Annotated in this window: 18 protein-coding genes; 13 read left to right on the forward strand and 5 right to left on the reverse strand. The window is 51.3% G+C overall.

All coding sequences use genetic code 11. The features are described from left to right. Window positions 1-90: 90 nt before the first annotated feature. The 4 genes from EXY25_RS06165 (at window position 91) to EXY25_RS06180 (ending at window position 5612) form a co-directional block, all read left to right on the forward strand. Complete coding sequence (locus EXY25_RS06165; protein ID WP_165419287.1) at window positions 91-2853, forward strand: DUF4397 domain-containing protein; 2763 nt, start codon at window positions 91-93, stop codon at window positions 2851-2853. Window positions 2854-2922: 69 nt separating this feature from the next. Continuing rightward, window positions 2923-3576: a sigma-70 family RNA polymerase sigma factor gene (locus EXY25_RS06170; RefSeq protein ID WP_114339635.1), complete on the forward strand. Its 654-nt coding sequence runs from the start codon at window positions 2923-2925 to the stop codon at window positions 3574-3576. Then, complete coding sequence (locus tag EXY25_RS06175; RefSeq protein ID WP_130566129.1) at window positions 3563-4258, forward strand: ChrR family anti-sigma-E factor; 696 nt, start codon at window positions 3563-3565, stop codon at window positions 4256-4258. The genes EXY25_RS06170 and EXY25_RS06175 overlap by 14 nt, the downstream gene beginning before the upstream one ends. 127 nt (window positions 4259-4385) lie before the next feature. Then, a complete protein-coding gene (locus EXY25_RS06180) occupies window positions 4386-5612 on the forward strand; it encodes an ankyrin repeat domain-containing protein (RefSeq protein WP_130566130.1) in 1227 nt (408 codons plus the stop codon). Between the two features lie 3 nt (window positions 5613-5615). Here the strand turns inward: EXY25_RS06180 and priA are convergent, their stop codons facing one another. Next, on the reverse strand, window positions 5616-7853 hold the full coding sequence (gene priA, locus EXY25_RS06185) for a primosomal protein N' (RefSeq protein WP_130566131.1): 2238 nt from the start codon (window positions 7851-7853) through the stop codon (window positions 5616-5618). A 234-nt stretch (window positions 7854-8087) separates the two neighbouring features. On the opposite strand from priA, the gene rpmE reads away from it, so the two are divergent. Next, window positions 8088-8303 carry a 50S ribosomal protein L31 gene (rpmE, locus tag EXY25_RS06190; protein WP_114339631.1) on the forward strand — a complete coding sequence of 72 codons (216 nt, stop codon included), beginning with the start codon at window positions 8088-8090 and terminating at the stop codon, window positions 8301-8303. A 96-nt stretch (window positions 8304-8399) separates the two neighbouring features. Then, window positions 8400-9203 (forward strand): thermonuclease family protein, encoded by an 804-nt coding sequence (locus tag EXY25_RS06195; protein WP_130566132.1) that lies wholly within the window; start codon window positions 8400-8402, stop codon window positions 9201-9203. Here the strand turns inward: EXY25_RS06195 and EXY25_RS06200 are convergent. Further along, entirely contained in the window at window positions 9194-9874 is a 681-nt protein-coding gene (locus EXY25_RS06200) for a sulfotransferase family 2 domain-containing protein (protein WP_130566133.1), read from the reverse strand. The two genes, EXY25_RS06195 and EXY25_RS06200, sit on opposite strands and share 10 nt — an antisense overlap. Window positions 9875-10088: 214 nt before the next feature. On the opposite strand from EXY25_RS06200, the gene EXY25_RS06205 reads away from it, so the two are divergent. The 4 genes from EXY25_RS06205 to EXY25_RS06220 all read left to right on the forward strand — a co-directional run bounded on the left by EXY25_RS06205 (window position 10089) and on the right by EXY25_RS06220 (window position 14565). Further along, window positions 10089-11579 (forward strand): coniferyl aldehyde dehydrogenase, encoded by a 1491-nt coding sequence (locus EXY25_RS06205; RefSeq protein WP_130566134.1) that lies wholly within the window; start codon window positions 10089-10091, stop codon window positions 11577-11579. Continuing rightward, complete coding sequence (locus EXY25_RS06210) at window positions 11569-12180, forward strand: TetR/AcrR family transcriptional regulator (RefSeq protein ID WP_130566135.1); 612 nt, start codon at window positions 11569-11571, stop codon at window positions 12178-12180. Before EXY25_RS06205 ends, EXY25_RS06210 begins: the two co-directional genes overlap by 11 nt. A gap of 115 nt (window positions 12181-12295) precedes the next feature. Beyond that, window positions 12296-14014: an OPT family oligopeptide transporter gene (locus tag EXY25_RS06215; RefSeq protein WP_114339626.1), complete on the forward strand. Its 1719-nt coding sequence runs from the start codon at window positions 12296-12298 to the stop codon at window positions 14012-14014. After that, window positions 14014-14565 (forward strand): hypothetical protein, encoded by a 552-nt coding sequence (locus EXY25_RS06220; protein WP_130566136.1) that lies wholly within the window; start codon window positions 14014-14016, stop codon window positions 14563-14565. The genes EXY25_RS06215 and EXY25_RS06220 overlap by 1 nt, the downstream gene beginning before the upstream one ends. Window positions 14566-14642: 77 nt before the next feature. On the opposite strand, the gene metL is transcribed toward EXY25_RS06220, so the two are convergent. Both metL and metB read right to left on the reverse strand, forming a co-directional pair. Then, window positions 14643-17105: a bifunctional aspartate kinase/homoserine dehydrogenase II gene (gene metL / locus EXY25_RS06225; protein WP_114339624.1), complete on the reverse strand. Its 2463-nt coding sequence runs from the start codon at window positions 17103-17105 to the stop codon at window positions 14643-14645. Between the two features lie 43 nt (window positions 17106-17148). Next, window positions 17149-18300 (reverse strand): cystathionine gamma-synthase, encoded by a 1152-nt coding sequence (metB, locus tag EXY25_RS06230; RefSeq protein WP_114339623.1) that lies wholly within the window; start codon window positions 18298-18300, stop codon window positions 17149-17151. Window positions 18301-18516: 216 nt separating this feature from the next. Between metB and metJ the strand changes: the two genes are divergently transcribed. Both metJ and metF read left to right on the forward strand, forming a co-directional pair. Beyond that, entirely contained in the window at window positions 18517-18840 is a 324-nt protein-coding gene (gene metJ, locus EXY25_RS06235; RefSeq protein ID WP_114339718.1) for a met regulon transcriptional regulator MetJ, read from the forward strand. A gap of 246 nt (window positions 18841-19086) precedes the next feature. After that, window positions 19087-19977, forward strand: a complete 891-nt coding sequence (gene metF / locus EXY25_RS06240) for a methylenetetrahydrofolate reductase (RefSeq protein ID WP_114339622.1) — start codon at window positions 19087-19089, stop codon at window positions 19975-19977. Between the two features lie 86 nt (window positions 19978-20063). On the opposite strand, the gene EXY25_RS06245 is transcribed toward metF, so the two are convergent. Continuing rightward, window positions 20064-20996 (reverse strand): hypothetical protein, encoded by a 933-nt coding sequence (locus EXY25_RS06245; protein ID WP_130566137.1) that lies wholly within the window; start codon window positions 20994-20996, stop codon window positions 20064-20066. 495 nt (window positions 20997-21491) lie between these two features. Here EXY25_RS06245 and EXY25_RS06250 point away from each other — a divergent pair, with 495 nt between their 5' ends. Further along, complete coding sequence (locus EXY25_RS06250; protein WP_165419288.1) at window positions 21492-22145, forward strand: PilZ domain-containing protein; 654 nt, start codon at window positions 21492-21494, stop codon at window positions 22143-22145. Window positions 22146-22207: the final 62 nt, after the last annotated feature.

Consider the following 22207-nt stretch of genomic DNA (forward strand, 5'->3'; position numbering starts at 1 on the left):
AAACGCTTCGTAAACTGCATATTTTTTGATCTTATTTTAATTTGCCGCCGTAACCATTCTCACCTCGGCGTGAGGATGGAGAAAAATATAATGAAACTTACTAAATCTGTATTAGCCCTACTTATTTCGTCAGCATTGATTTCCGGCTGTAGTGATGACGATGATGACGAAGAAATAATTGTTCCAGATGGAGAAGCATTTGTTCGAGTCGTACATGCCTCTCCAGACGCCCCTAACGTAAACGTATATGTGGATGATGCTCAGGTGTTGGCAGATGTCAGCTACCAGCAGGCTTCCGCATTCTTAGCTTTACCAGAAGGCACTTACGATATTCGTGTTGAAGCAATTGTCCCTGGCGGCAATGTCGATGTATTTCAAGGTGATGTCAGCGTTGACGCGTTGCTGCAATACAACATAGTCGCAGTGGGTTACGCGGCGGGTCTGCTAGAGCCGACAGCGCTTGATAGCACCACCTTCCAACCAGTGATTGTGCCCAGAGACGGCATCTACGATGAAACCATGCTGCGTTTGCAAGTGCTGCATGGTGCGCCGGATGTTGGCTTGGTTGGTGTGCATGTGACTGGACCTGATGATGAATTGTCCGATGCGACCGAACTGACTGAGCTCGATTACGGTGACTTCACTATGGATCCGGTGATGGTGGCGCCTGCAGTTTATCGCGTGCGTCTTACCGACCCTGATGACGCCAGTGTCGTCGCTTACGACTCCGGCCCGTTAGATCTGTCTGCTGGAGGTGACCTGTTTATCACTGCCACTTCGAACACCGGTGCCGGTGCTGCTCCCGTCAATTTACTGGTGATGGATGGCACTGCGGATGAAAACGGCAATGATGCTGGCGTGGTTGCCGATGCCAATTTGGCGGCAGAAGTCCGGATTACCCATGCGATCAATAATGTCGGTGGGGTTGATGTTTGGGTTAACGGTACCGCACCTGAGATGGGTAGCCCGCTTTATAACCTGATGTTCCCTAGCACCACACCGATGGAAGGCTATCTTGAACTGCCTGCCGCCAGTTATGATTTTGATGTTGCATTAACCGGCACCATGGATGTGGCGATCTCTGCCGAAGATGTGATGCTGGCAGGCGGCTCCCGTTATAACGTCTTTGCTATACCGCAAGGCCCTGGAGATGTGAATCCGGCGCTTTGGCCCATCGTGATTGATGATCGAGCCGTAGCGACTGAGTCGAAACTGCGTGTCCTGCATATCAGCCCAGAAGCCGGTAATGTCGATATCTATCTCAGTGCCGACGATATGATTGATGCTGATGACACGGTACTGGCAGACATCCCTTACTTGGGGGATTCTGGGAATATCTCAGTGGTACCGGGCATGTATTACCTGATGGTGACCCCTACCGGTGACATGGACACAATTGCATTAGGACCTTTGGCGCTGGATCTGATGGCGGGCAAGGTTTACACCGCCGCCGCCGTGACTGATCCGATGAACGAAACCGGTGTGGCTATCGAAGGGATCGATGTGGGTTTGATTGGTCTTGATGACCTGATGATCGCCCCCGGCGATCCGTTAGTTCGCGTATCCCACGCGTCACCGGATGCGCCAGCCGTCAATGTATTGGTGGATGGTGCCGTCGCGCTGGAAGGGGTTGATTACAAAGTCGCTTCTGGTTTGATTGAACTGCCTGCCGGTGCCCATACCGTGCAAATTGACGCGCTAGATGCCGATGGTGATTTCCTCGCCACGGTATTGCCTGAAACCTCGCTGGATCTGATGGCTGGTTACACCTACAACGTGTCTGCTATCGGTTATGCCGCTGAGCTGGGTATGGAAACAGCGACGGCGTTTGCGCCAAGTATTGTTGCTTCACCTACCCGTGCGTTAGCGGCCGATAAGGTGCGGGTGCAGATCCTGCACGGCGCGCCCAATGCACCGCAAGTCGATATCCATGTCACCGCCCCTGACGCCACGTTATCGGCTGACACGGTACTGACTACCTTGGCTTTTGCTGAGTACACCATGTCGCCAGTGACAGTGCCAACCGGTGATTACCAAATTCGTATTACCCCAGCAGATGATCTGACGGTGGTCTACGACTCGGGAACCTTGGCTTTGGCCGGTGGTAGTGATCTGTTTATCACGGCAATTCAGAACACCGATGCTGGCGATAAACTGGTTGCACTGGAAGTGTTGGATGGCTCCGTAGATGAAGAGGGCAATGATGCGGCGATTGTGTATGACAAAGACACAGGTGCGGATGTCAATGTGATCCATACCGTTGCCGCAGCACCGTTGGTGGATGTGTATGTGGATGATGCGCTGGCGGTGGATGATTTCGCCTTTCAGGCAACCACAGGTTACGTACCATTAGCTGCTGGCATGCATACCCTCGATGTGACTGCGAGCGATGCCGCGGACAACAGTATGCCAGTGATAACCGCTGACGTAGACCTGATGGCCAGTTATAGCTATTCGGTACTGGCAATCGGTGATGGCTCTGACGAGAAGCCGTTGGCATTGTGGCCGCTGGTTGATATGCCACGCAGTATCGCGACTGAAGCGATGCTCCGCTTTGCCCATGCGGCGACCGCGGCACCCCTGGTAGATATCTATCTCAGTGCGGATGCGACGTTAGATGCCGGTGATGCGTTGTTAGTGGAAGATCTTGATTACATGGAAACAGCCAGCCTGAGCGTTAATGCGGACACTGGTGGTTATGTGTTTGTCGCGGTGGCAGACACATCAACGCCAGCAATTGGCCCAATAATGATCCAAGCTGACCTTGGTGGCGTATATACGGTAGTAGCAATAGATGACGGAATGAGCGGGTTTACCGTGATTGATGTCGATGGCATCGCTGTTCCCGAATAGATAAAGCGTTATCAGTGGCAGTTGAGCCGGTTCTGATGACTGGCTTAACTGTCACACATAGGAGTTAAGATGAGCGCGCTTAGACCCAGTGAAAACAGCCGTTATACTAACAGCACTTATGTAGCTAAAGCTGGAAGTGGCTCGTTGAATAAACAAGCGGTAGAGAAAACAGATTGGCGGCCGGTGTTAGTTAGTGTGGCAACCGACCGTGATAAGCGTGCTTATGCCAGCTTATTCGCCTATTTCGCACCACGCTTGAAAGCCTTTGGTATGAAGCAGTTTGGCCAGGAAGCGCAAGCGATGGAGCTGGTACAGGAAACCCTGCTCAATGTATGGCAAAAAGCCCACCTGTATCATCCAGAAAAAGGTGCACCTAGCACCTGGATATTTACCATAGCGCGAAATTTGAGTTACGACATGATGCGTAAAAAAGGCAGTCGTGGCGATGAAGTGTGTGCAGAAGATCTTTGGCCTGTGTTATCGGATCGTGAGCCCGATGACGATAGGTTATTGCCTGAACACCTGCTGATGCAGAAACAGATAGACAAATTTTATGATGTACTTAGCGAGACCCAAATGGAGGTGGTGCGCAAGGTATATCTTGAAGACAAGCCGCAGCAGCAAGTGGCCGAAGAGTTAGAAATACCCCTCGGCACAGTGAAATCAAGACTGCGGTTAGCAGTACAGAAGTTACGGGAGTGCATGACAAATGAAACCAATTAATCACCATCCAACAAGTCAGTTGTTGCAGCAATTTGCTGATGGCGATCTGTCGCCAGCACTCTCCTTGGCTGTCTCCGCTCATGTGGATATGTGCCCTCACTGTCAGCGTGCCCTTGATGTGGCAGAAGCTGAACTGGCGCAGCAATGGCAATTCAAAGAGGTCAGCGACGAGACCGTCGCTGAGCAAGATTTGACGACCATGCCTGAATTTGCCGCCATGTTTGACCAGATAACCCGTGCTGAACCCGCTGCTATCGAGAGCAATTGGGAAAGCGCGCCGACACCATTGCTGTTAGGTGACAAAGAATTTTACTTGCCACGGGCGTTACAACGGTTTAGCGCACAGGCCGGACGTTGGCGACAGATGGGTAAATTATCGCGTTCGTCATTGGCGCTGGAAGAGAATGTCAGTGCCAGCTTTATCCATATTGATGCCGATGGTCAGATACCTGAGCATACCCACAAAGGTGTGGAGTGGACATTGGTGTTGGATGGTTCGTTTAGCGATGAAGAGGGGCATTATCAAGCGGGTGATTTTATTCGTTGTGATGGTCAACATAAGCACACGCCACGCACCGCTATGGGCGAAGATTGTCTCTGTTTTGCGGTGGTTGAAGCACCATTGCATTTTACTTCCGGTTTAAGTCGCCTCCTGAACCCGTTTGCACGTTTTATGCAGTAGTTTGTTCTGAGGCCCCTCTACGACAAGGGCCAACTAGCCAGGGCATTTTTCGCCCTGGCTATATTTCATGCTAATATACCTGCCTCTGAAGGATGTAAAAGGGATGCCCTAGGGGCGAAACGTAGGGATGACGTGCCAACAAATAGAAATATCAGGATCAAGCGGTCGCTTGATCTGTCTGTTTTTTGCCAATGAGCTGGTGTATGGCGCTCAACCTGAGAACAGCTCCAAACCTGACCGACTCTACTCCTCTTCCGATGCTTTCCGCTGGTTGGGCGATAGCGCGTGTATGGTGCGCTATCGGCAAATTGCGCAGTTAAAAGAGCGCGAGGGAGATCTGGGCATCGAGATATCCCATGGCAGCCGCAATCACCTCAAGCAAACGCGTTTGGAAACCTTCACCCAGGAACAACACGAGCAGCTGTTTGCGCTGCTGCAGCAATACCTCGGCGGCACTTTGGTTAACTCCAGCAAACCCAGAGCATGGTGGCATGCGGCGTTAAATCCTGTGTTGGCAATCATTGTTTCTGTTTTGGCTGGTTATCAGGTGATTGTGCCACTGTTTTGGCCGACATTGATGCTAGTGGCCTTGGCTGTCATGTTATCGCTGGTAACGCTGCGGCTAAACCTTGCGCAACCGATGGGCACTCGCATATGGAAAATACAACGGCGCTGGTGGCAACCGTTTCGTACCGGCAGTTTCATTGTGTTATCGCTACTGGTCTGGAGCTGTATATTGACGCTAATCAGTCAGCGTGTTGATCACTATTATGGTGATGATGCGATTTTTCATGCTTATCATGAGGGCCGCCTGTTTGAGTGGGATCTGCAGCGATTACGCCTACATGGCGTCTCTTTAGATCGTAAAGATCGTTATGGCTATACGGTATTGATGTACGCCACAGAGGCGGACGATGTTAGCTTAGTTGGTATTTTGCTGCGCAGCGGAGCTTCACCTGATGTGATTGACAATCAGCGGCAAACTGCCCTGTTTCATGCTATCGGTAGCCAATCTCGGCCACTGTTGAATCTATTGGCCAGTCACTGTGCGATTAATCACCGCGATGCTTATGGTGCAACTCCCGTAATGTATCTGTTAGAACATAATCCCAGTGCCGCGTCGTTGGCGATCTTAATCCGCCACGGCGCTGACTTGAACTTGGTTAATCAAGCCGGTGACAGTGTGTTGGCACAGGCGCTACAGCTTGGGGTAAAAGAGGAGGTTGCGAAAACACTCATCACTCACGGTGCAAAATTGACTCAGGAAGAGATGGGTGCGGCTGAATATCAGCAGGCCATCCGCCATTATACCAGCACCGATACGGCACACCTACTTATCCAGAGTGTGCTGTAGTACTTAGCTAAGATCTTGTGGGTCAATATCTAATGACCAGCGGATCTTGCGACTGATCGGTAGTTTTTCGGCCTGAACTAGGATCCCGTGCAGCCACTGGTGCAGAGTCTTACGTTCGGCAGACTCCAGTAGCAGTTGCCAACGAAACCGCCCTGCTTTTCGCTCCATCGGTGCCGGCATCGGGCCGAGCACAGCACCGAGTTCGATGGCCGATTCTATGAGCTTCTGTTGCAACAATGCTGAGAGTTGCATTAAAAATGCTTCAGCATCTTCTGAGCGATGGCTTTCCGCCCGAAACAGCGCCAAATGGCGAAATGGTGGCAGTTGCGCCTGTTTTCGTTCACTCAGTGCGGTACGAGCAAAGTGACCATAACCATTCTGCAGCAGATCCTGTAACAGGATATGCTCGGGGTGATGGGTTTGCATTACTAAAGTACCTTGCTTGCCAGCGCGTCCTGCGCGTCCTGCCACCTGGGTGATCAACTGCCCCAGACGCTCTGGTGCACGAAAATCTGCACTAAATAAGGCCCCATCCACATCCATAATGACCACCAGTGTCACCTCCGGAAAGTGATGCCCTTTGGCTAACATCTGGGTGCCGAGTAATAGTTTTGCTTCGCCGCGCTTTATCTGACCAAGAAACGCATCCAGTGCGCCTTTCCGTCGGGTGCTGTCGCGGTCGATACGGATACAGGGATGCTCAGGGAAGTGGCGTTGTAGCGCCTGTTCTAACTGCTCAGTGCCGACACCCCGGCCAAGCAGGCGGGTGGAGCCGCATTCCGGGCATTGGTGGGGTACTGGCTTTTGGCTGCCACAGTGATGACACTGCAGCAGGCCCGTACGTTGATGCAAGGTGTAGTAAGCATCACAACGACGACACTCTTCTAGATAACCACATTCGTGACATATCAGCGACGGTGCATAACCTCGGCGGTTGAGAAACACTAACACCTGTCCGTCGTTGTGCAGGTGTTGTTTAATCAGCCCTAATAGTTCTGGACTAAAACCTTGATCTAATGGTCGGCCTTTGATGTCGAGTAACTGATGTTTCACCGCTTGGGCGTTGCCCGCGCGGCTGCGTAACTGCAGGTGCTGGTAACGACCATGCAGTGCATTCTGTAATGTTTCCAGTGATGGTGTTGCAGATCCTAGCAACAGCGGAAGTTGCTCTTTCTGCGCTCTGGCTACCGCCAGATCCCGTGCATGATAGCGATAGCCCTCCTGCTGCTTCAGGCTCATATCATGCTCTTCATCGACGATGATCATCCCTAATTGATGGCAAGGGGTGAAAATGGCTGAACGGGTACCGATGACGATCCCAGCCCGGTTGTCGCGGGCTTGTAGCCAGGCATCCAGGCGTTCGGTGTCGTTGAGGCCAGAGTGAAGCATGGCGATGGGGCAATTAAAACGTTTTTGAAAGCGGTTGAGGGTCTGTGGTGTCAGGCCGATTTCGGGAACCAGCATCAACACCTGCTTGCCCGCTTCTAGCACGGGTGCCATCGCTTGTAGATAAACCTCGGTTTTGCCACTGCCGGTGACGCCCTCTAAGAGAAAGGGTTGGAACTGTTGTTGTGATCCTCTGATGGCTGCCACTGCGGCGGCCTGCTCTTTGTTCAGCACAGGTGTGTCACTACTGATCTGGAGCTTTTCTCCCCACTTGGCATCGCCGCTGGCAATGCTGAACGCTTCAATCAGCGCTTTCTTCTCCATCGCCAATAGCGCACTACGGCTGCCGGCTTGTTCTGCGATGGCGTTGTCCGTCAGTGCTGGCTCCTGCTGAAATAGGGATAGCAGGTGCTGTTGTGCTTTGGCTCTGGATAAGCAGGCAGGGGTGGTTTGTTGTCCGGCAGCGGTTAAGCGCCATTGGCGAATGTTACCCGCCGACAGCGCGCCGCCTTCGCGCAGTTTCGTGGGTAAGGTGCTGAGCAAAGCATCGCCTAAGGCGTGTTGGTAGTATTTTGCGCTCCACAAGCTCAGTTGCCATAGCGATTCTGGAAGCAGTGGTTGATCATCTAGTCGCTGTTGCGCAGGCTTGACCTGTTCTGGCTGCCATTCTGTGCTGCTGGCATGTTCAACCAGCAAACCGATGCGATGGGACTTGCCAAACGGTACTTTGACGCGAATACCTGCAGGCCAGTCACTGACCGATTCGCCTTCCGGTAATTGGTAGTCAAACAGTCTGCGCATTGGCACAGATAGAGCCACTTTAAGATAACGGGGTGTGAAATTGGTTGAAGACATTCGCCACAACAGTTGATAACTCTCTGCAGCAACATACCGATGGCATCTGCAGATCACAAGCCGCTGACGGGTTAGTTGGTTCGGTATTTATAAAGTTGGTCAATTTATTACCAATAACGCTTGATCGATCAGACCCTGATCCGGTAACATTCGCGACCCAAATTTATCCACAATACGTGTGGTGTCCGGCACAAGGGGTGACCGGATGGCGACACGGCCCAATGAGGTTATCCCATGAAAGATGGTATCCATCCTGATTACGCAGAAGTGACTGCGACTTGTTCTTGCGGCAACGTACTGACTATCCGTTCAACAGTTGGTAAGGATCTGCACCTGGACGTATGTTCAGCTTGTCACCCTTTCTACACTGGTAAGCAGAAAGAAGCTGCTTCAGGTGGTCGTGTTGATCGCTTCAAGAAGCGTTTTGGTGCACTTAGCAGCAAGAAGTAAGCTTCGCTTAAGCGAAAAGAATTTTACAAAGGCGCCGCAATGGCGCCTTTGTTTTATCCAGTGCATACTGTTGTAAATCCTAGCCGTTAGTTATCTATGCCCAATACATTTATCGTCAAATTTGTCCGCTCCCTGTTGATCGCACTTTTGCCTGTGGCGAGTGTGAGTTTTGCCGTTGAGTGTATCCCGCCGGAATACAATGATAGTGGTGTGGTCAAGTATGTGAATGATGGTGATACCTTTACCCTGCATGATGGTAGAAAGATACGGCTGTTGGGGATCGACGCGCCAGAAGTGGAACACCTCTACCCTGAAAAATCTGAAGCGTTAGCGTTGCCCGCCACCGATCTATTAAAAAGCCTGTTGCCTGAGGGTAGCAGTGTCTCTTTGCGCCATGATGTGAGAGTTAAGGATAAATATGGGCGTACCTTGGCGGTAGTCGTTAATCAGCAGCGGCAGAATGTATCCGAAGCTTTGTTGAAAGCTGGACTCGCGCGGCAATACTGGATACCGCCAAATTATTACGGCTGGTTTTGCTATCAACTCCATGAACGGCAGGCTCGTGCCGCTCGAGTCGGTTTATGGGCGCTGGCAGAAAATCAGCCTCGCAGTGCAGTTTCAGTGCAACCTGAATCGCGGCGCCAAGTGGATGTGGTAGGAAAGATCACGCGGATTGAAGACTCGCCGAAATCTTTACATCTGGTGTTAGATAACCGGATCTATGTCGAGCTGGATAAACAGCATCTTGAACTCTTTTCTGAGTTTAACCTGCGTACTCAGCTATTAGAGACTGTTCGCATCACCGGCCGGGTTTACGATGCTTATGACAGGCTGCGTATGCGTTTAGAGCATCCTTGGCAGCTGGCGCTGATCAGCAATCTGCCACCGCGTCAAAACTGATAGTCAAACAATGACACCTGTTTGCTGAACAGTTCACCGACCCGCTGACGTAAAGGCTCAGAGAATAACTCTCGATAATTTTTGCTCTCGCGGAAAGAGCTTTTGGCATTAGGTAGGCATAGCGAAGGTAGAGCAAAACGTTCTGCTAGCTCCTTCATCGCCTGATCCATCTGTTCAAAGCGATATACTTTATCGACAGCGATTTGGTTATTGATGGTGTAAACCTGCCAGCCGCGCAAATTGATCGCTTTGGACGCTTCCTCTTCGACAAATTTTTCCAAGCTAGGTCTGGGGTCTTGGCGACAGCGCCAAAAATAGAGCGAGACGACTTTGTCCCAAGGATTACGCTCGAAGCAAAATTTGTAGTAGCTATTCCATATCTCTGCGCCAACTAGCTCTCTCACCTCTGCCGCACGAATATGATTGTAGAAGCGTCGCGGCTTACCTTTTAACAGGTTGATCCAGTCACCTTTGCTGTAATGTTTCAACGGTACTAAATAGTGTTGCGCCCCACAGCCCCCGAGCTGCTGGCTTTTTGATTCGTCCGTTGGGGTGACTCGGGTGATCACATCTTCACCACCACAATGTTGCCTGAGAGCCAGTTCGATGCTGGTTCCCGCCGTCTTGTTGGTTTTTAGAAAAATGAACTTGTGTCGGTGTGAAATAATCATGAGTCGTCCCTGCCAAGGTTATCTAATAAAGCCTAGAACAGCCGCTGGCGAGGCTCTGGGTTGACTTAGAATATTTACTATTTTGTTATCACTTTTAGTTACTACAGGTTGGGTTTGTGCGGACGGAGGATAGCAACTATGCTCAAACCGACTGATTAGTCGGTTTTGTTTATACTGCCACCTTTTATGCCTAGAGATAGTTTGGAGTAGCGCCATGCTGGAGAGTAGCCAACCCGTTGCGGAGGATGTTGAGGTCCGTGATCCTGCTGCGATGGTCAATACTGAATGCGCGCAGGCACCGGACGGTGCAGAGCCGACGTTGAAACAGCGGCTTGAACATCAACGTGCAGCTTTTTCTGCTTGCCCATTTCCTTCGGCCGAGACTCGTTTAACTCAATTGTCCGGGTTGCAACGTCTGCTGGTTGATAATCAGCAAGCGTTGGCGCAGGCGTTGAGTGCTGACTTTGGGCATCGCGCCAAAGATGATTCTATGTTTGGTGATATTTTGCCGTCGGTGCAGATGGTGAAATATCAGATCCGTCATCTTAAGCGTTGGATGAAACCACAGCGCCGTCGTGCCGGCCTATTACTGGCGCCGGCCCAGGTAAAAGTGGTGTATCAGCCGTTAGGTGTGGTTGGTATTGTCGTGCCGTGGAACTTTCCGTTGATGTTATCTATCGGGCCATTGGCATCGGCATTGGCGGCGGGCAACCGCGCCATGATTAAAATGTCAGAATTTACCCCTCATACCAATGCCTTGCTGAAACGTTTATTGGCACAACAGTTTTGTGAAGATGAAGTGGCTATCGTCGAGGGAGAGGCGGATGTTGCCCAGGCGTTTTCAGCGCTGCCTTTTGATCATCTGTTGTTTACCGGTTCGACCGCTGTCGGACATCATGTGATGCGTGCGGCAGCGGAAAACTTAACCCCTGTCACCCTTGAGTTGGGTGGTAAGTCGCCGGTGATTATCGCCCCTGATATGGCGATCGATACCGCTGTAGCGCGGATGATCTATGGTAAGACGGTTAATGCTGGTCAGATCTGCGTGTCGCCCGATTATGTATTGTGTCCGGCCGATAAGTTGAGCGAATTCTGTGAACAGTTTGTGCGCCGCTTTCAGCAGATGTATCCGAATGGAGAGGGGGGTGACGATTACAGCTGTGTAATTAACTCGCGGCAGTATCAGCGGCTACAAGCTTGGTTAGCGGATGCGGAGGAGAAAGGCGCGCAGGTGATCCCTTGTGGTGGTCGCGGTGACGATAACCAACGCCGCATGGCCACCCAGCTGCTCCTTAATGTCAGTGATGAGATGACGCTGATGCAGCAGGAGATTTTTGGCCCTCTGCTTCCGATTATCCCATATACCGATATTGATGAGGCACTGGAATATATTGCTAAACGGCCGCGGCCATTGGCCTTGTATCTGCTCTCTTTCGACAAAGCTTTGCAGCAGCGGATAGAAACAGAAACTCATTCCGGTGGTGTTTGCATAAACGATACGATTTTCCATGTCGCTGCGGACGATGCGCCGTTTGGTGGTATTGGCCCCTCGGGTATGGGCCACTATCATGGCCATGAAGGATTTCTCACTTTCTCGAAAGCGAAAACGGTGTTGAAGCAGGGACTATTTGCATCGTCACTGCTGGTGCATCCCCCCTATGGTCGTTGGCTGCAAAAGCTGTTGGTGAAGATTTTTGTCCGCTAATCTGAAACCTGCCCCGAGATCGATCCATAAGCGTCAGCGTATTTTAGATGCGGCGCTAACACTGTTTATAGAACAGGGGTTTCATGGCACCTCGACGGCAGCCATAGCCAAGCACGCTGGCGTAGCTACCGGCACGCTGTTTCATCATTTCGCCTCCAAGGAGGCGTTAATTAATGCCCTCTATCTCGCTGTTAAAGCAGAGTTAGCTGAGGGTATCGCGGCGCAGTCTCTCTCCTTGTCTGGACAGCCTTCGTCACAGCAACTTCGCACTGTTGCCAAGCAGTTTTGGCAGCACTCTTTGTGCTGGTGTGTCAGCATGCCGGAAAAAGTGCGTTTTTTTGCGCAATACAATCACTCTCCATACATCAACAACCAGACACAGCAAACGGCGCAGACCCAAGTGTTTGGCTTTATCAATGGCTTGTTGCGTGTTGGTCAGCAGCAAGCCGTGTTTAAGTGTTTACCAGTGGAGCTGCTGTATGAAACCTGTCATGGATTACTGCTGCAGACCGCATTTTATTATATTTCGCAGCGGCGTATGCCCACAGAAATCGAATGTGATCAGTCATTTGGCTTGCTTTGGGACGCGCTGCATGCATAGTTAGAGTGTTATCAAGGCTTCATTGCTTACTGCTGTGATGTCGTAACAGCAGCGGATCGGCGCTTAGTGGCGGTATCCGCATTAGGGAAAGCCAAATATATAAGAGGGCTGTGTTTTGAAACAGACAGATACCGTGGTGCGTCACGGTCCCTACCCCGAGTTGACGCTACCTGCCGTGCTGGTGGGATATTTTCTTGGCGCCATTATTGCCATCAGTATCGGTTATGCCGCCCTGATCCTCGGTTTTTCTATTGAGGGCTCCGAGTTAGCCGCCATTTTGGGATTTGCCGTGCTGCGGGGAATGCTTGGGCGTCACTCCATTGTTGAAAATAACGTCACCCAAACTGTCGCCAGTGCGGTTAATGGCGCATCTTCGGGGATGATGTTCTCGGTGCCCGCGCTGTTTATTCTGGGGTATACCGACTTTGACCCCGTGCTGCTGACCTTTGGTTGTATTGCCGGTGCCTTTCTTGGTATCGCTTTTATTATTCCGTTACGTAAACAGATGATCGACTATGAGCGCCTGACCTATCCAGGGGGCGTGGCGGTGGCCACGATCCTCAAGTCACCGGGTGCTGGCGTGCAAAAAGCCAAGCTGTTAGTAGGGGCCGCGGCAGTGGCTGCGCTGGTTCACTTTGGATCGCAAATGGGCGGTGTCGATAACTGGGATCTGGGCGCTTTGATTGGCTTGCCCGAGTATATGAATGGTGTCTGGTATCTGTCGCTACTCACGGTTGGGGTTGGTTTTATCGCTGGCCGAGGTGGTATCGCCTTTATTCTTGGTGGTTTTGTCTGTTACTGGTTATTAGCGCCCTTACTTAGTGGCTTTGATTTGTTGCCGCTGGATGCGGCTGGCAATCCGGTGACGCTGCCGAATGCTTTACGGGTTGATCTGTTTCGGCCGGTGGGGATCGGCATGTTAATTGGGGGCGCGTTGATGGGGATCGCCCTGGCCTTGCCCCTGATCATCTCCGCTATCCGCTCAATGCAGAGTGCCGCGGTGAGTAAGTCGGTGGTAAGTAAAGACGAGATGCCGATTAAGCTGCTGTATATCGCCATTGTGGCGGCGGCGATCCTACTGGCAGTGATGTCTATTTTGTCGACGGAGCATATGGGCTTGGGACGCGGCCTACTCATGGCGGTGATGGGTACCCTCTGGATCTGGATTGCTGGGGTGATCTTATCGGAAGCGATTGGCCGCACTAATTGGTCGCCACTCTCTGGTATGACGCTGATCGCGGTGACCATACTGATCATTATCGCTAAAGGGTTGGGTGACGCCGAAGCCGTGATTGCTGCGGTGACCTTGGGCGCGGCGGTATGTGTTGCTATGAGTCAGGCCACCGATCTGATGCTGGATCTGAAAACCGGCTATCTGGTGGGCGCAACGCCGAAGATGCAACAGATGGGACAATTCTTAGGAGCCTGGTTAGGGCCGCTGCTGGTGATCGGTTTGATCATGGTGCTGCATGAAGCCTACGGCTTAGGATCGGAAAAACTACCCGCCCCTCAGGGGCAAGCGTTGGCTAGCATGATCAGCGGTATTCTCGGCGGTGACATCCCCACAGAAAAGTATCTGGCGGGTGCCGGTATTGGTGCTCTACTCTCGGCGTTGTCCGGTGGCTTAGGTATTACTGTGGGGCTGGGTTTCTATCTTCCCTTTAATATCGTGCTGACCTATGCCCTGGGTACCCTGCTACGGGAACTATGCGACCGTTATAAAGGTGATGCATACAGTGAGTCGGTCGGTATTCCTATCGCCGCAGGCTTGATCGTCGGTGAAGCGTTAATAGGGGTTGGATTCGCCGTGAGTTACGTGATGGAGGGGCTGTAATGTTGCTGCTTGGTTATATGCTATTGATTATTGGTGCGCTGGCTGCGGCGTTTACCACCTCTCTGGATCCTGCCACGTTGCCGTGGGGCTATTATGCTGTAGCCATGGTGGTGGGAGCCGTTGGCTTGGTGATGGTGAAGCGTCATCAACACCTTGTTGCTCATGATCCGGAACAGCTTGAGGAAAATCTGGGTCAACTGAATGATGCCCTTGGTCGTATTGTGATGGAGGCAGAACAGCTGGTGGATAGGCGCCACGAGTTGCCGGTGCATGAATACCGTTTTGAGATTGACCGCCTGTTTCGTGCCGATCTGAATCAGTTTGCCGAGGCCAGGTACAGTATTCGCCATAGCTGCGGTGTGCAGGTGTTTGCGGATGTGATGTCGCCGTTTGCCGCCGGTGAGCGTTATATCAATCGTATCTGGTCGGCGTCGGCCGATGGTTATCTGGAAGAGGCGAATACCTATCTGGTAAGAGCGCTTGAGCAGTTTCGAGAAGCGCGGGCAAAATTAACCGCCGCATTGGCGACGGTGGCCGTAAAAACTTCTTAGTAAACATATTGTTGTTCCAAAAATAAAAAGGGCCGCTAACGAATAGCGGCCCTTTTTATTGTCTGGTTGTAATGCGTTTAGGCTGACTTAATATGCTGGCATAGCTTAAACAGATCTGACTGTACCGAGCCGGCCGTGAGCTCGGGGCCAACTGCCGGGCCACGGATCACCAACGGCTGCTCTTTAAACCATTCACTGTGGATAGCATAGATGTTTTCCCCTGCATGGCAGTTGGCCATGGGGTCACTTGGATCGAGAAATTCCAAACCAACGTGAGCCTGACCGCCACGCTCTAGACGGGCGATATAGCGCAATACGCGGCCACTGGCTTCGGCGCGACCATATGCGGAAGCAATTTGGCGATCAAATACCTCGGCATTGGCGAAGAACTCTTCGATCGAGCCCTCCAGAGCCTCTTCATCGACCAGAGAAACCACCTCGATGTCATCCATTTCAAACTCTTCCATGCCCAGCTGACGGGCGAGGATCAGCAACTTACAGCAAACATCTTCGCCAGTGAGATCTTCCCGTGGATCTGGCTCGGTGAGCCCCTGATCCATTGCCTCACGGATCAAAGAAGAGAATGGCTGTTTGCCATCATATTGCTGTAGCAGCCAAGACATGGTGCCTGACCATACGCCACTGATGCTGACCACTTCGTCGCCGGAGTGTTGCAGGTCGCCCGTGACATAGTGCACCGGCAGTCCGGCACCCACGGTGGCATTGTTGAGCCAAACCACAGCTTTCTCTTTGCGTTGCTGGGTAATTTCACGGTACAGCGATAATGGTGCCGACGCCGGATATTTATTGGCGCTGATCAGATGGATGCCATGTTCCATCAGCGCAGGGTATTGATACGCCAGATCTCGACTATCGGTTGCGTCGATCACAACCAGTTCGTCATAGGGGTGGCCTGCGAGCAGTTCGAGTAACTGTTCGAAGCCCATATCTTCTTTGTGCTGCTGAAAACGCGCCTGCCAATCATCTACCTCGATACCGGTGAAGTCGATAATCGCGCCGTCTTGGTTGTACAGTGCACAGAGTTGCACTTCGAGGCGGTGATAGTTGGACAAGTAATGCTGCTGTTCTTGATACAGGCGTAACCAACCAGAGCCGATATTGCCGGTACCAAACAATGCCACGCCCAGTTTCTTATCGGGGCTGGAGATACCGTGATGCATATGCGAGAGCAGGGTATCTAGGTCGGTTTCCCGCAGCACTGCCACTAAACTGAGGCCATGTTCACCGGGTTGAATAAACTCAACTGGCGCATCTTGCAGATGGCGATAGAAGCAGTGGTAGTGGCGGGCATTCTCGGTGACACCATCGCCAACCATGGCTGCTAAGGCGTAGTTGTCATTCAGTGTTAGGTTGCAGAACGCGCCCTGCAGCTGAAAGTCTTTCAGTCGGGCAAACGCAGTTTCCGCGACTTCTGCGGTAAAACAGAGCCGGATCAAGCGCTGATCGGGTTGATATTGTTTTGCCAGTGGCACTAACTGATAACGGTCGAGATAAGCGCGAATGGTGGCCGTGGCTTCCTCAAATGCCTGACGGGATGAGGTGTTCATACTGATCAGGCAGACTTTATCTAATGAGGTGACAATCTTGGCACCCTTTTCACCCACCTGAGTGGGGGCTATTTGGGTATGACTACCGGTGGCGGCAAAGGTTGAACGGATCGACAAGCGCGTCTTGCGGCCGACCATCGGCTGTAGCGTGCGAGTATGCAGTACCGGTGAGCCTAAACGTGCCAGCTCAGCTGCTTCCGCCAGCGATAGAATTGGTTGCGTACGCGCCCCTTTGACCTTATTGGGATCGGCACTAAAGATACCGGCAACATCAGTCCAAATCGTAGCGGCTTGCGCATCGGCTAAGGTGGCCAGCATAGTCGCGCTGTAGTCACTGCCGTTACGGCCAAGGGTCACGGTTTCACCGTCCGGGCCACGGCTGATAAAGCCAGTGACAATGGTGAGCTCCTCTTGGCGCTGTAACAGTTGTTCGGCCAGTTTTGGCTGCGACAGTGCAACATCGATCTCTGGTTGCGGTCCCGGTTGTGCCGAGAAAATCTCGCGTGCATCCAACCAGCCTGCGGGAACAGTGGACTGATTGAGCAATGCCGCCAGTAGCCGAGCTGACCATAGCTCGCCAAATCCGACAGTTTCGTTATAGCGCGCCGACTCATCGCCAGCTTGCAGCAGAGTCTGGATCTGGTTGAGATCATCGCTTAACGATTGCAGGGCTTGTTTTGCCGCGGCACCGTCTAACAGCTGGGTGATCAGACTGCCTTGAAAGCGCTCCAGATCAGTTAAGGTTTGTTTTACCAGCTCGTCATTGCTGCCCGCACTTTTGCTGCACAACACCAGCGCGTTGGTGGTTTTACCCGCCGCTGAGACCACCACAAGATCCCCTGCGGAGGTGTGCTCTTTTAGCAGCTCTACGACCCGCAGATAGCAATCTGCATCGGCCAAACTACTGCCACCAAACTTATGAACTCTGCTCCGTGATGACACGGATTCACTGCGCTGTGCGTGCTGCCACATATCGGCTGATTACCTTAGGTTATGCCAGTCGGCCAATTATAACTTAAACCGCATCAAAGCCCGCTTGCAGATCTGCAATTAGATCTGCCACATCTTCGATGCCGACAGATAAACGAAGCAGGTTGTTGCCAATGCCCGCTTCAATGCGCGCTGCTTCATCCATGGCTGCGTGGGTCATGGTTGCCGGGTGGGCAACTAAGCTTTCTACACCGCCAAGAGATTCTGCCAATGAGAACAAACTCAGACCACTGAGAAATGCTTTTACCTCATCGACGCCGCCTTTCAGCTCAAAGCTCAACATGGCACCAAAACCATGCTGCTGACGCTTGGCGATCTCGTGGCCTGGATGATCCGGCAGGCTCGGGTGATAAATCGCCGCAACTTTGGTTTGTTGCTGTAAGAATTTGATGATCTCCGCGGCATTATCCTGGTGTTGTTTCACTCGTGGCTTGAGCGTGCGCAAACCCCGCATGGTCAGGAAGCTGTCAAACGGAGAACCTGTGATCCCGATACAGTTTGCCCACCAAGCTAAATCATCTCCCATTGCCTGCTCTTTGGCGACAACGGCACCGCCAACAACGTCGGAATGGCCGTTAATGTATTTGGTTGTAGAGTGGACGACGATATCTGCACCCAGAGTTAACGGCTGTTGCAATACCGGTGACAGGAAAGTGTTATCAACCGTGACTAAGGCACCTTGAGCGTGGGCTTGCTCGCAGATAGCTGCCACGTCAACCACACGTAGCAGTGGGTTACTTGGTGTTTCTACCCAAACCATTTTTGGCTTTTGTGCCAACGCCGCAGCGAACGCGGTGGGATCATTCTGATCAACCACCAACAATTTGAAATGGCCTTTCTTTTCTAAATTGGTGAACAGGCGATAGCTACCGCCATAACAGTCGTGAGGAACAACCAGCAGATCATCGGCTTCTAATAACATGGTAGCCAAATGCACTGCCGCCATACCCGTGCTGGTGATTACGCCTTTCGCGCCCTGTTCGAGTTCAGCTAACGCTTCGGCTAGCGCATCACGGGTAGGGTTGCCTGAACGTGTGTAATCATATTGTCGCGGCTGATCGAAGTCCGCAAACGTATAGTTGCTGGACAGATAGATTGGCGGCACCACAGCACCGTGCTGATGGTCAGTATCGATACCGGCACGCACCGATACGGTGGCAATGTTACGTTTGCTCATCTGGTTGCTCTCACTTTGGCTAAGGGGCCATCTGCTGGACATCAAAATATGCAGGCAGAGGCGGGCATGAGGCAACGATAAGGGATGAACTTTCAGACGTCAAGATATCTGGACGTCTAAACATCCCGCCATTTGGATTGCTATATTTGACTGACTCGTCTGACTCGGTACAATCAGCAGGGTTATTTGCAGCAAACGAAGGTAGGCAGCGCTGACATGGCAGAGTGGAACGGCGAATATATCAGCCCTTATGCAGAGCATGGTAAGAAGAATGAGCAGGTTAAAAAAATCACTGTTTCTATTCCGCTTAAGGTGCTTAAGATCCTGACCGACGAACGTACGCGTCGTCAGGTTAATAATTTACGCCATGCCACTAATAGTGAGCTGCTTTGTGAAGCGTTTCTGCATGCCTACACAGGGCAACCGCTGCCCGCTGATGACGACCTACGAAAAGACAGTCCAGATGACTTGCCTGAAGAGGTACGCAAGCAGATGGAAGAGTTAGGCTTACCGATCCCGGATCTGCACACCGAAGATTAGTCGCTCACCGTCATTTGGATTGCGTAATAAGGAGGCCGTTGCCTCCTTTTTTATCGCCTTTTGGTCACCTAACGGGTAAGGCACGGGCAAACTGAGTGCTGTTGCGCTCGGTGTTTTGGCACAAAAATGACTTGACATTAAATGCCGATCACCTCAAATTTAGGCCGTATAGACGTCTAAACATCTAAATGTGACCCTGTGAGTCACATTGCATTCAGCACTGGCAAGGCCAGGGAGTTAAGTGAAATGGCATTAAGTCACGCACAGCAGATAGGTCTGTTGAACCAAAGCTTGTCGGAGCTTGGCAAGATCAATGTTTCTTTTGAGTTCTTCCCGCCAAGTAATGAAAAGATGGAGCAGACGCTGTGGAACTCGATTGAGCGTTTAGCCCCTCTAAAGCCTAAATTTGTCTCAGTGACTTATGGTGCCTGCAGCGGTGAACGGGATCGTACCCACGACATCGTTAAGCGGATTAAGAAAGATACCGGCTTGACCGCTGCCCCTCACTTAACTTGTATTGATGCCAGCCGAGATGAGTTACGCCAGATCGCCCGTGATTACTGGCAAAATGGTATTCGGGAGATTGTCGCACTACGTGGTGATTTGCCGGAAGGCAGCAATGAGCGCCCAGATATGTATGCGGCAGATCTGGTGGCTTTGCTGAAATCGGAAGCGGATTTTGATATTTCGGTAGCGGCCTACCCAGAAGTGCACCCAGAAGCGAAAAGTGCGCAAGCGGATCTGATTAACCTAAAACGCAAAGTGGATGCCGGTGCCAACCGTGCCATCACCCAGTTTTTCTTTGATGTGGAAAGCTATCTGCGTTTTCGTGACCGGTGTGTCACCGCGGGTATCGATGTTGAGATCGTGCCAGGTATATTGCCGGTATCAAACTTTAACCAACTTAAACGCTTCGCAGGCATGACCAGCGTTCATCTACCGCAGTGGCTGCATAAAATGTATGACGGCCTTGATGATGACGCCATGACGCGTAACCTGCTCGGCGCATCGATCGCTATGGATATGGTCAAGGTGCTGGCGAAAGAGGGCGTGAAAGACTTTCACTTCTATACCCTGAATCGTGCTGATCTGAGTTACGCCATCTGCCATTCATTGGGCGTACGTCCGAGTAACTAATCCAACAGATTATTTAAGCAAAAAAAGAGCTGGCCATAGGCCGGCTCTTTTTCTTCTCACGTTAGGCTTGTTCCAACTATCTAGAGTCAGTTATGAGCCTGTTGCCGAACTAACATGGCTGGACGTTTCCACTGCGTCATTTCTGGTAGGGTCAGATAAGCGCCAACAAAAAAGCAGACTGCGCCGACTAAGGTCCAAAGGTTGATTTGATACAAGTCGAGAACCTCCTGGCTACTGGGTAAGATCAGCGTGAATACGCCTGCGACCATAAAGGCGATAGAGCCGAGCATGTTAACCATGACGACCCACCATGAAATAGAGCGTGGCTTCCATGCCCAAAAGCTGTGGCACTCTTCAATTACCGCAAGACCGCTGGCCGCCAGGAAACAGAGGCAACCGATGATGTCGGGAGTCCAGATCAGTAAATCTTGTTGCAACCAGTTCAGGTCACTTAACATCACATCAAAGGTATTCAGATTGAAGAACAAGGTACCGGCAAGCTGGATAAATGCACTTAACCAGCCAATCTGATTAGGTTGCCAGCTGAACCACGTGAAGGGGTTAGTGGGCGTAACACCTGCTTCTAATTCTGCCCGTCGATCAGCATTGACCACCTCGAGAAGCTGTAGGTAAGCGGCACTGGTGAAGAAGATAGAGCCAACAAAAAACACCATATTGATGGTGTCGACATCTTCTAACCAGTGATTGATTAGCCCAGGCCAGACCTCGTTGATACAGGGGGCGGCAAAACAAACGGCACCGATCATGAATAGCATCGCCATACACCAGCTTAAAAATGTCGGCCGAAAAACCAATAGCTGCTGACTAAGAGTGGGACTTGTTTGGTTGACTGCACCATGGCCACTACCTTTACGGTGAGCCCGAGATGTCCAGTGGTAAACCGAGCCGTCGCTGAAGTGATGGGAAATCTTTAATACAAATGGGCCGAGTTTGGTTGATTTTATTCGATCAATAACTGGTTGAGGCTGTTGCTTATTGGACCCTGATGTTAACGCCATTCGCTGTCCTGTTGTCTTAAATCGCGTATTCCCCCGCGTTATTTAATGATAGGTGATCAACTAATGCTTCGTTAGTTAAAATCACCGTTTTAGATCTCAATAGGCTGTTTTAATTAATTTATTTTTTCTAGGTGGCGGCATTGGTGAGTGGGTTTGGTTCCGCGTAGTACCGCTGAATCGTCGTTAGTTGTTTAGATCATCACAAAGCAGCTCTCTTGCTTTTATTTTGGTTCGTCGGCAATGAGAGTATTAGGAATAGTGGTGACTTTCGTTGCTGTTCGATACTCCTTGATAGTGATCTGTAGCCGTGACTCGAACAAGCAGTCCGCTTGCGTTGGCTACTCATGAACAGCTGACAAGCTATGCCGGTTGAAATTTGATAACAGTTTGCACTAACACACACTTGTTAAAAAAATGTGAACTGTGCATAATTGGCACGAATAGTGACTGTTTTTTCAGCAGAAATCCCACGTTTGCAGCCCAAGGATGTCGCAAATGAGTGAGTCGTCAATTTTAGAATCTGAAGAGTTGAGTTTTCTCAATGAAGTGATGTTCAGTCGCTTGCCTGAAGGAAATCAGGTTCAGCCGTCGTTTACGTTGGATGGTGATCAAGAGCACAGTGAAATGCTTGGCCGTCTCGGACAGGCTGCCAGTATGCAGATGGTGGCGCAGTTCAAAAACCGCCGTCTTATCTTTCCGTTACAGTTGTTTCAGGACGAGTTTAACCGTTTAACCATGGAGTTACAGGCGCCACAGATCTTCGAAACCGGCCCCACTATGCGGCAATGGCGGATGCAGCCCCAGTTACCGCTGCGTTTGTTGGAAGCATGCGGCAAAGAAGCTGAACTGAAGGTGCATGATATTTCTCTCAGCGGCTTCTCTGTGACACTGCCTGAACATGAAGGCCCCGCACCAGAGAAGCTGGAGTTGCAGCTGGAATTGCCCGAGTGTGGTTCGCTACTGCCTCTTTCTGGCGCAAAAGTTAGGCGTATTGACCAGCAAACGGTGGCTTACAACCTGTTATTTGATGAACCCGATTTAGAGCAAGCATTGGGGCGCTTTTTGTTCGAGCAACATAAACAGCAGCACCCTGAGTGGGAAATGCCCGACGTCACGCCGAAGTCATCGGAGATGGCAGAGTCTGCCTAGATTTTGAGTAGGCCTAGAGACAGAAAAGCCACCTGGATTAGGTGGCTTTTTCGTTTTTTGCT

Origin of the sequence: Corallincola spongiicola (assembly GCF_004284785.1) — a bacterium.
GTDB classification, from domain to species: domain Bacteria; phylum Pseudomonadota; class Gammaproteobacteria; order Enterobacterales; family Neiellaceae; genus Corallincola; species Corallincola holothuriorum.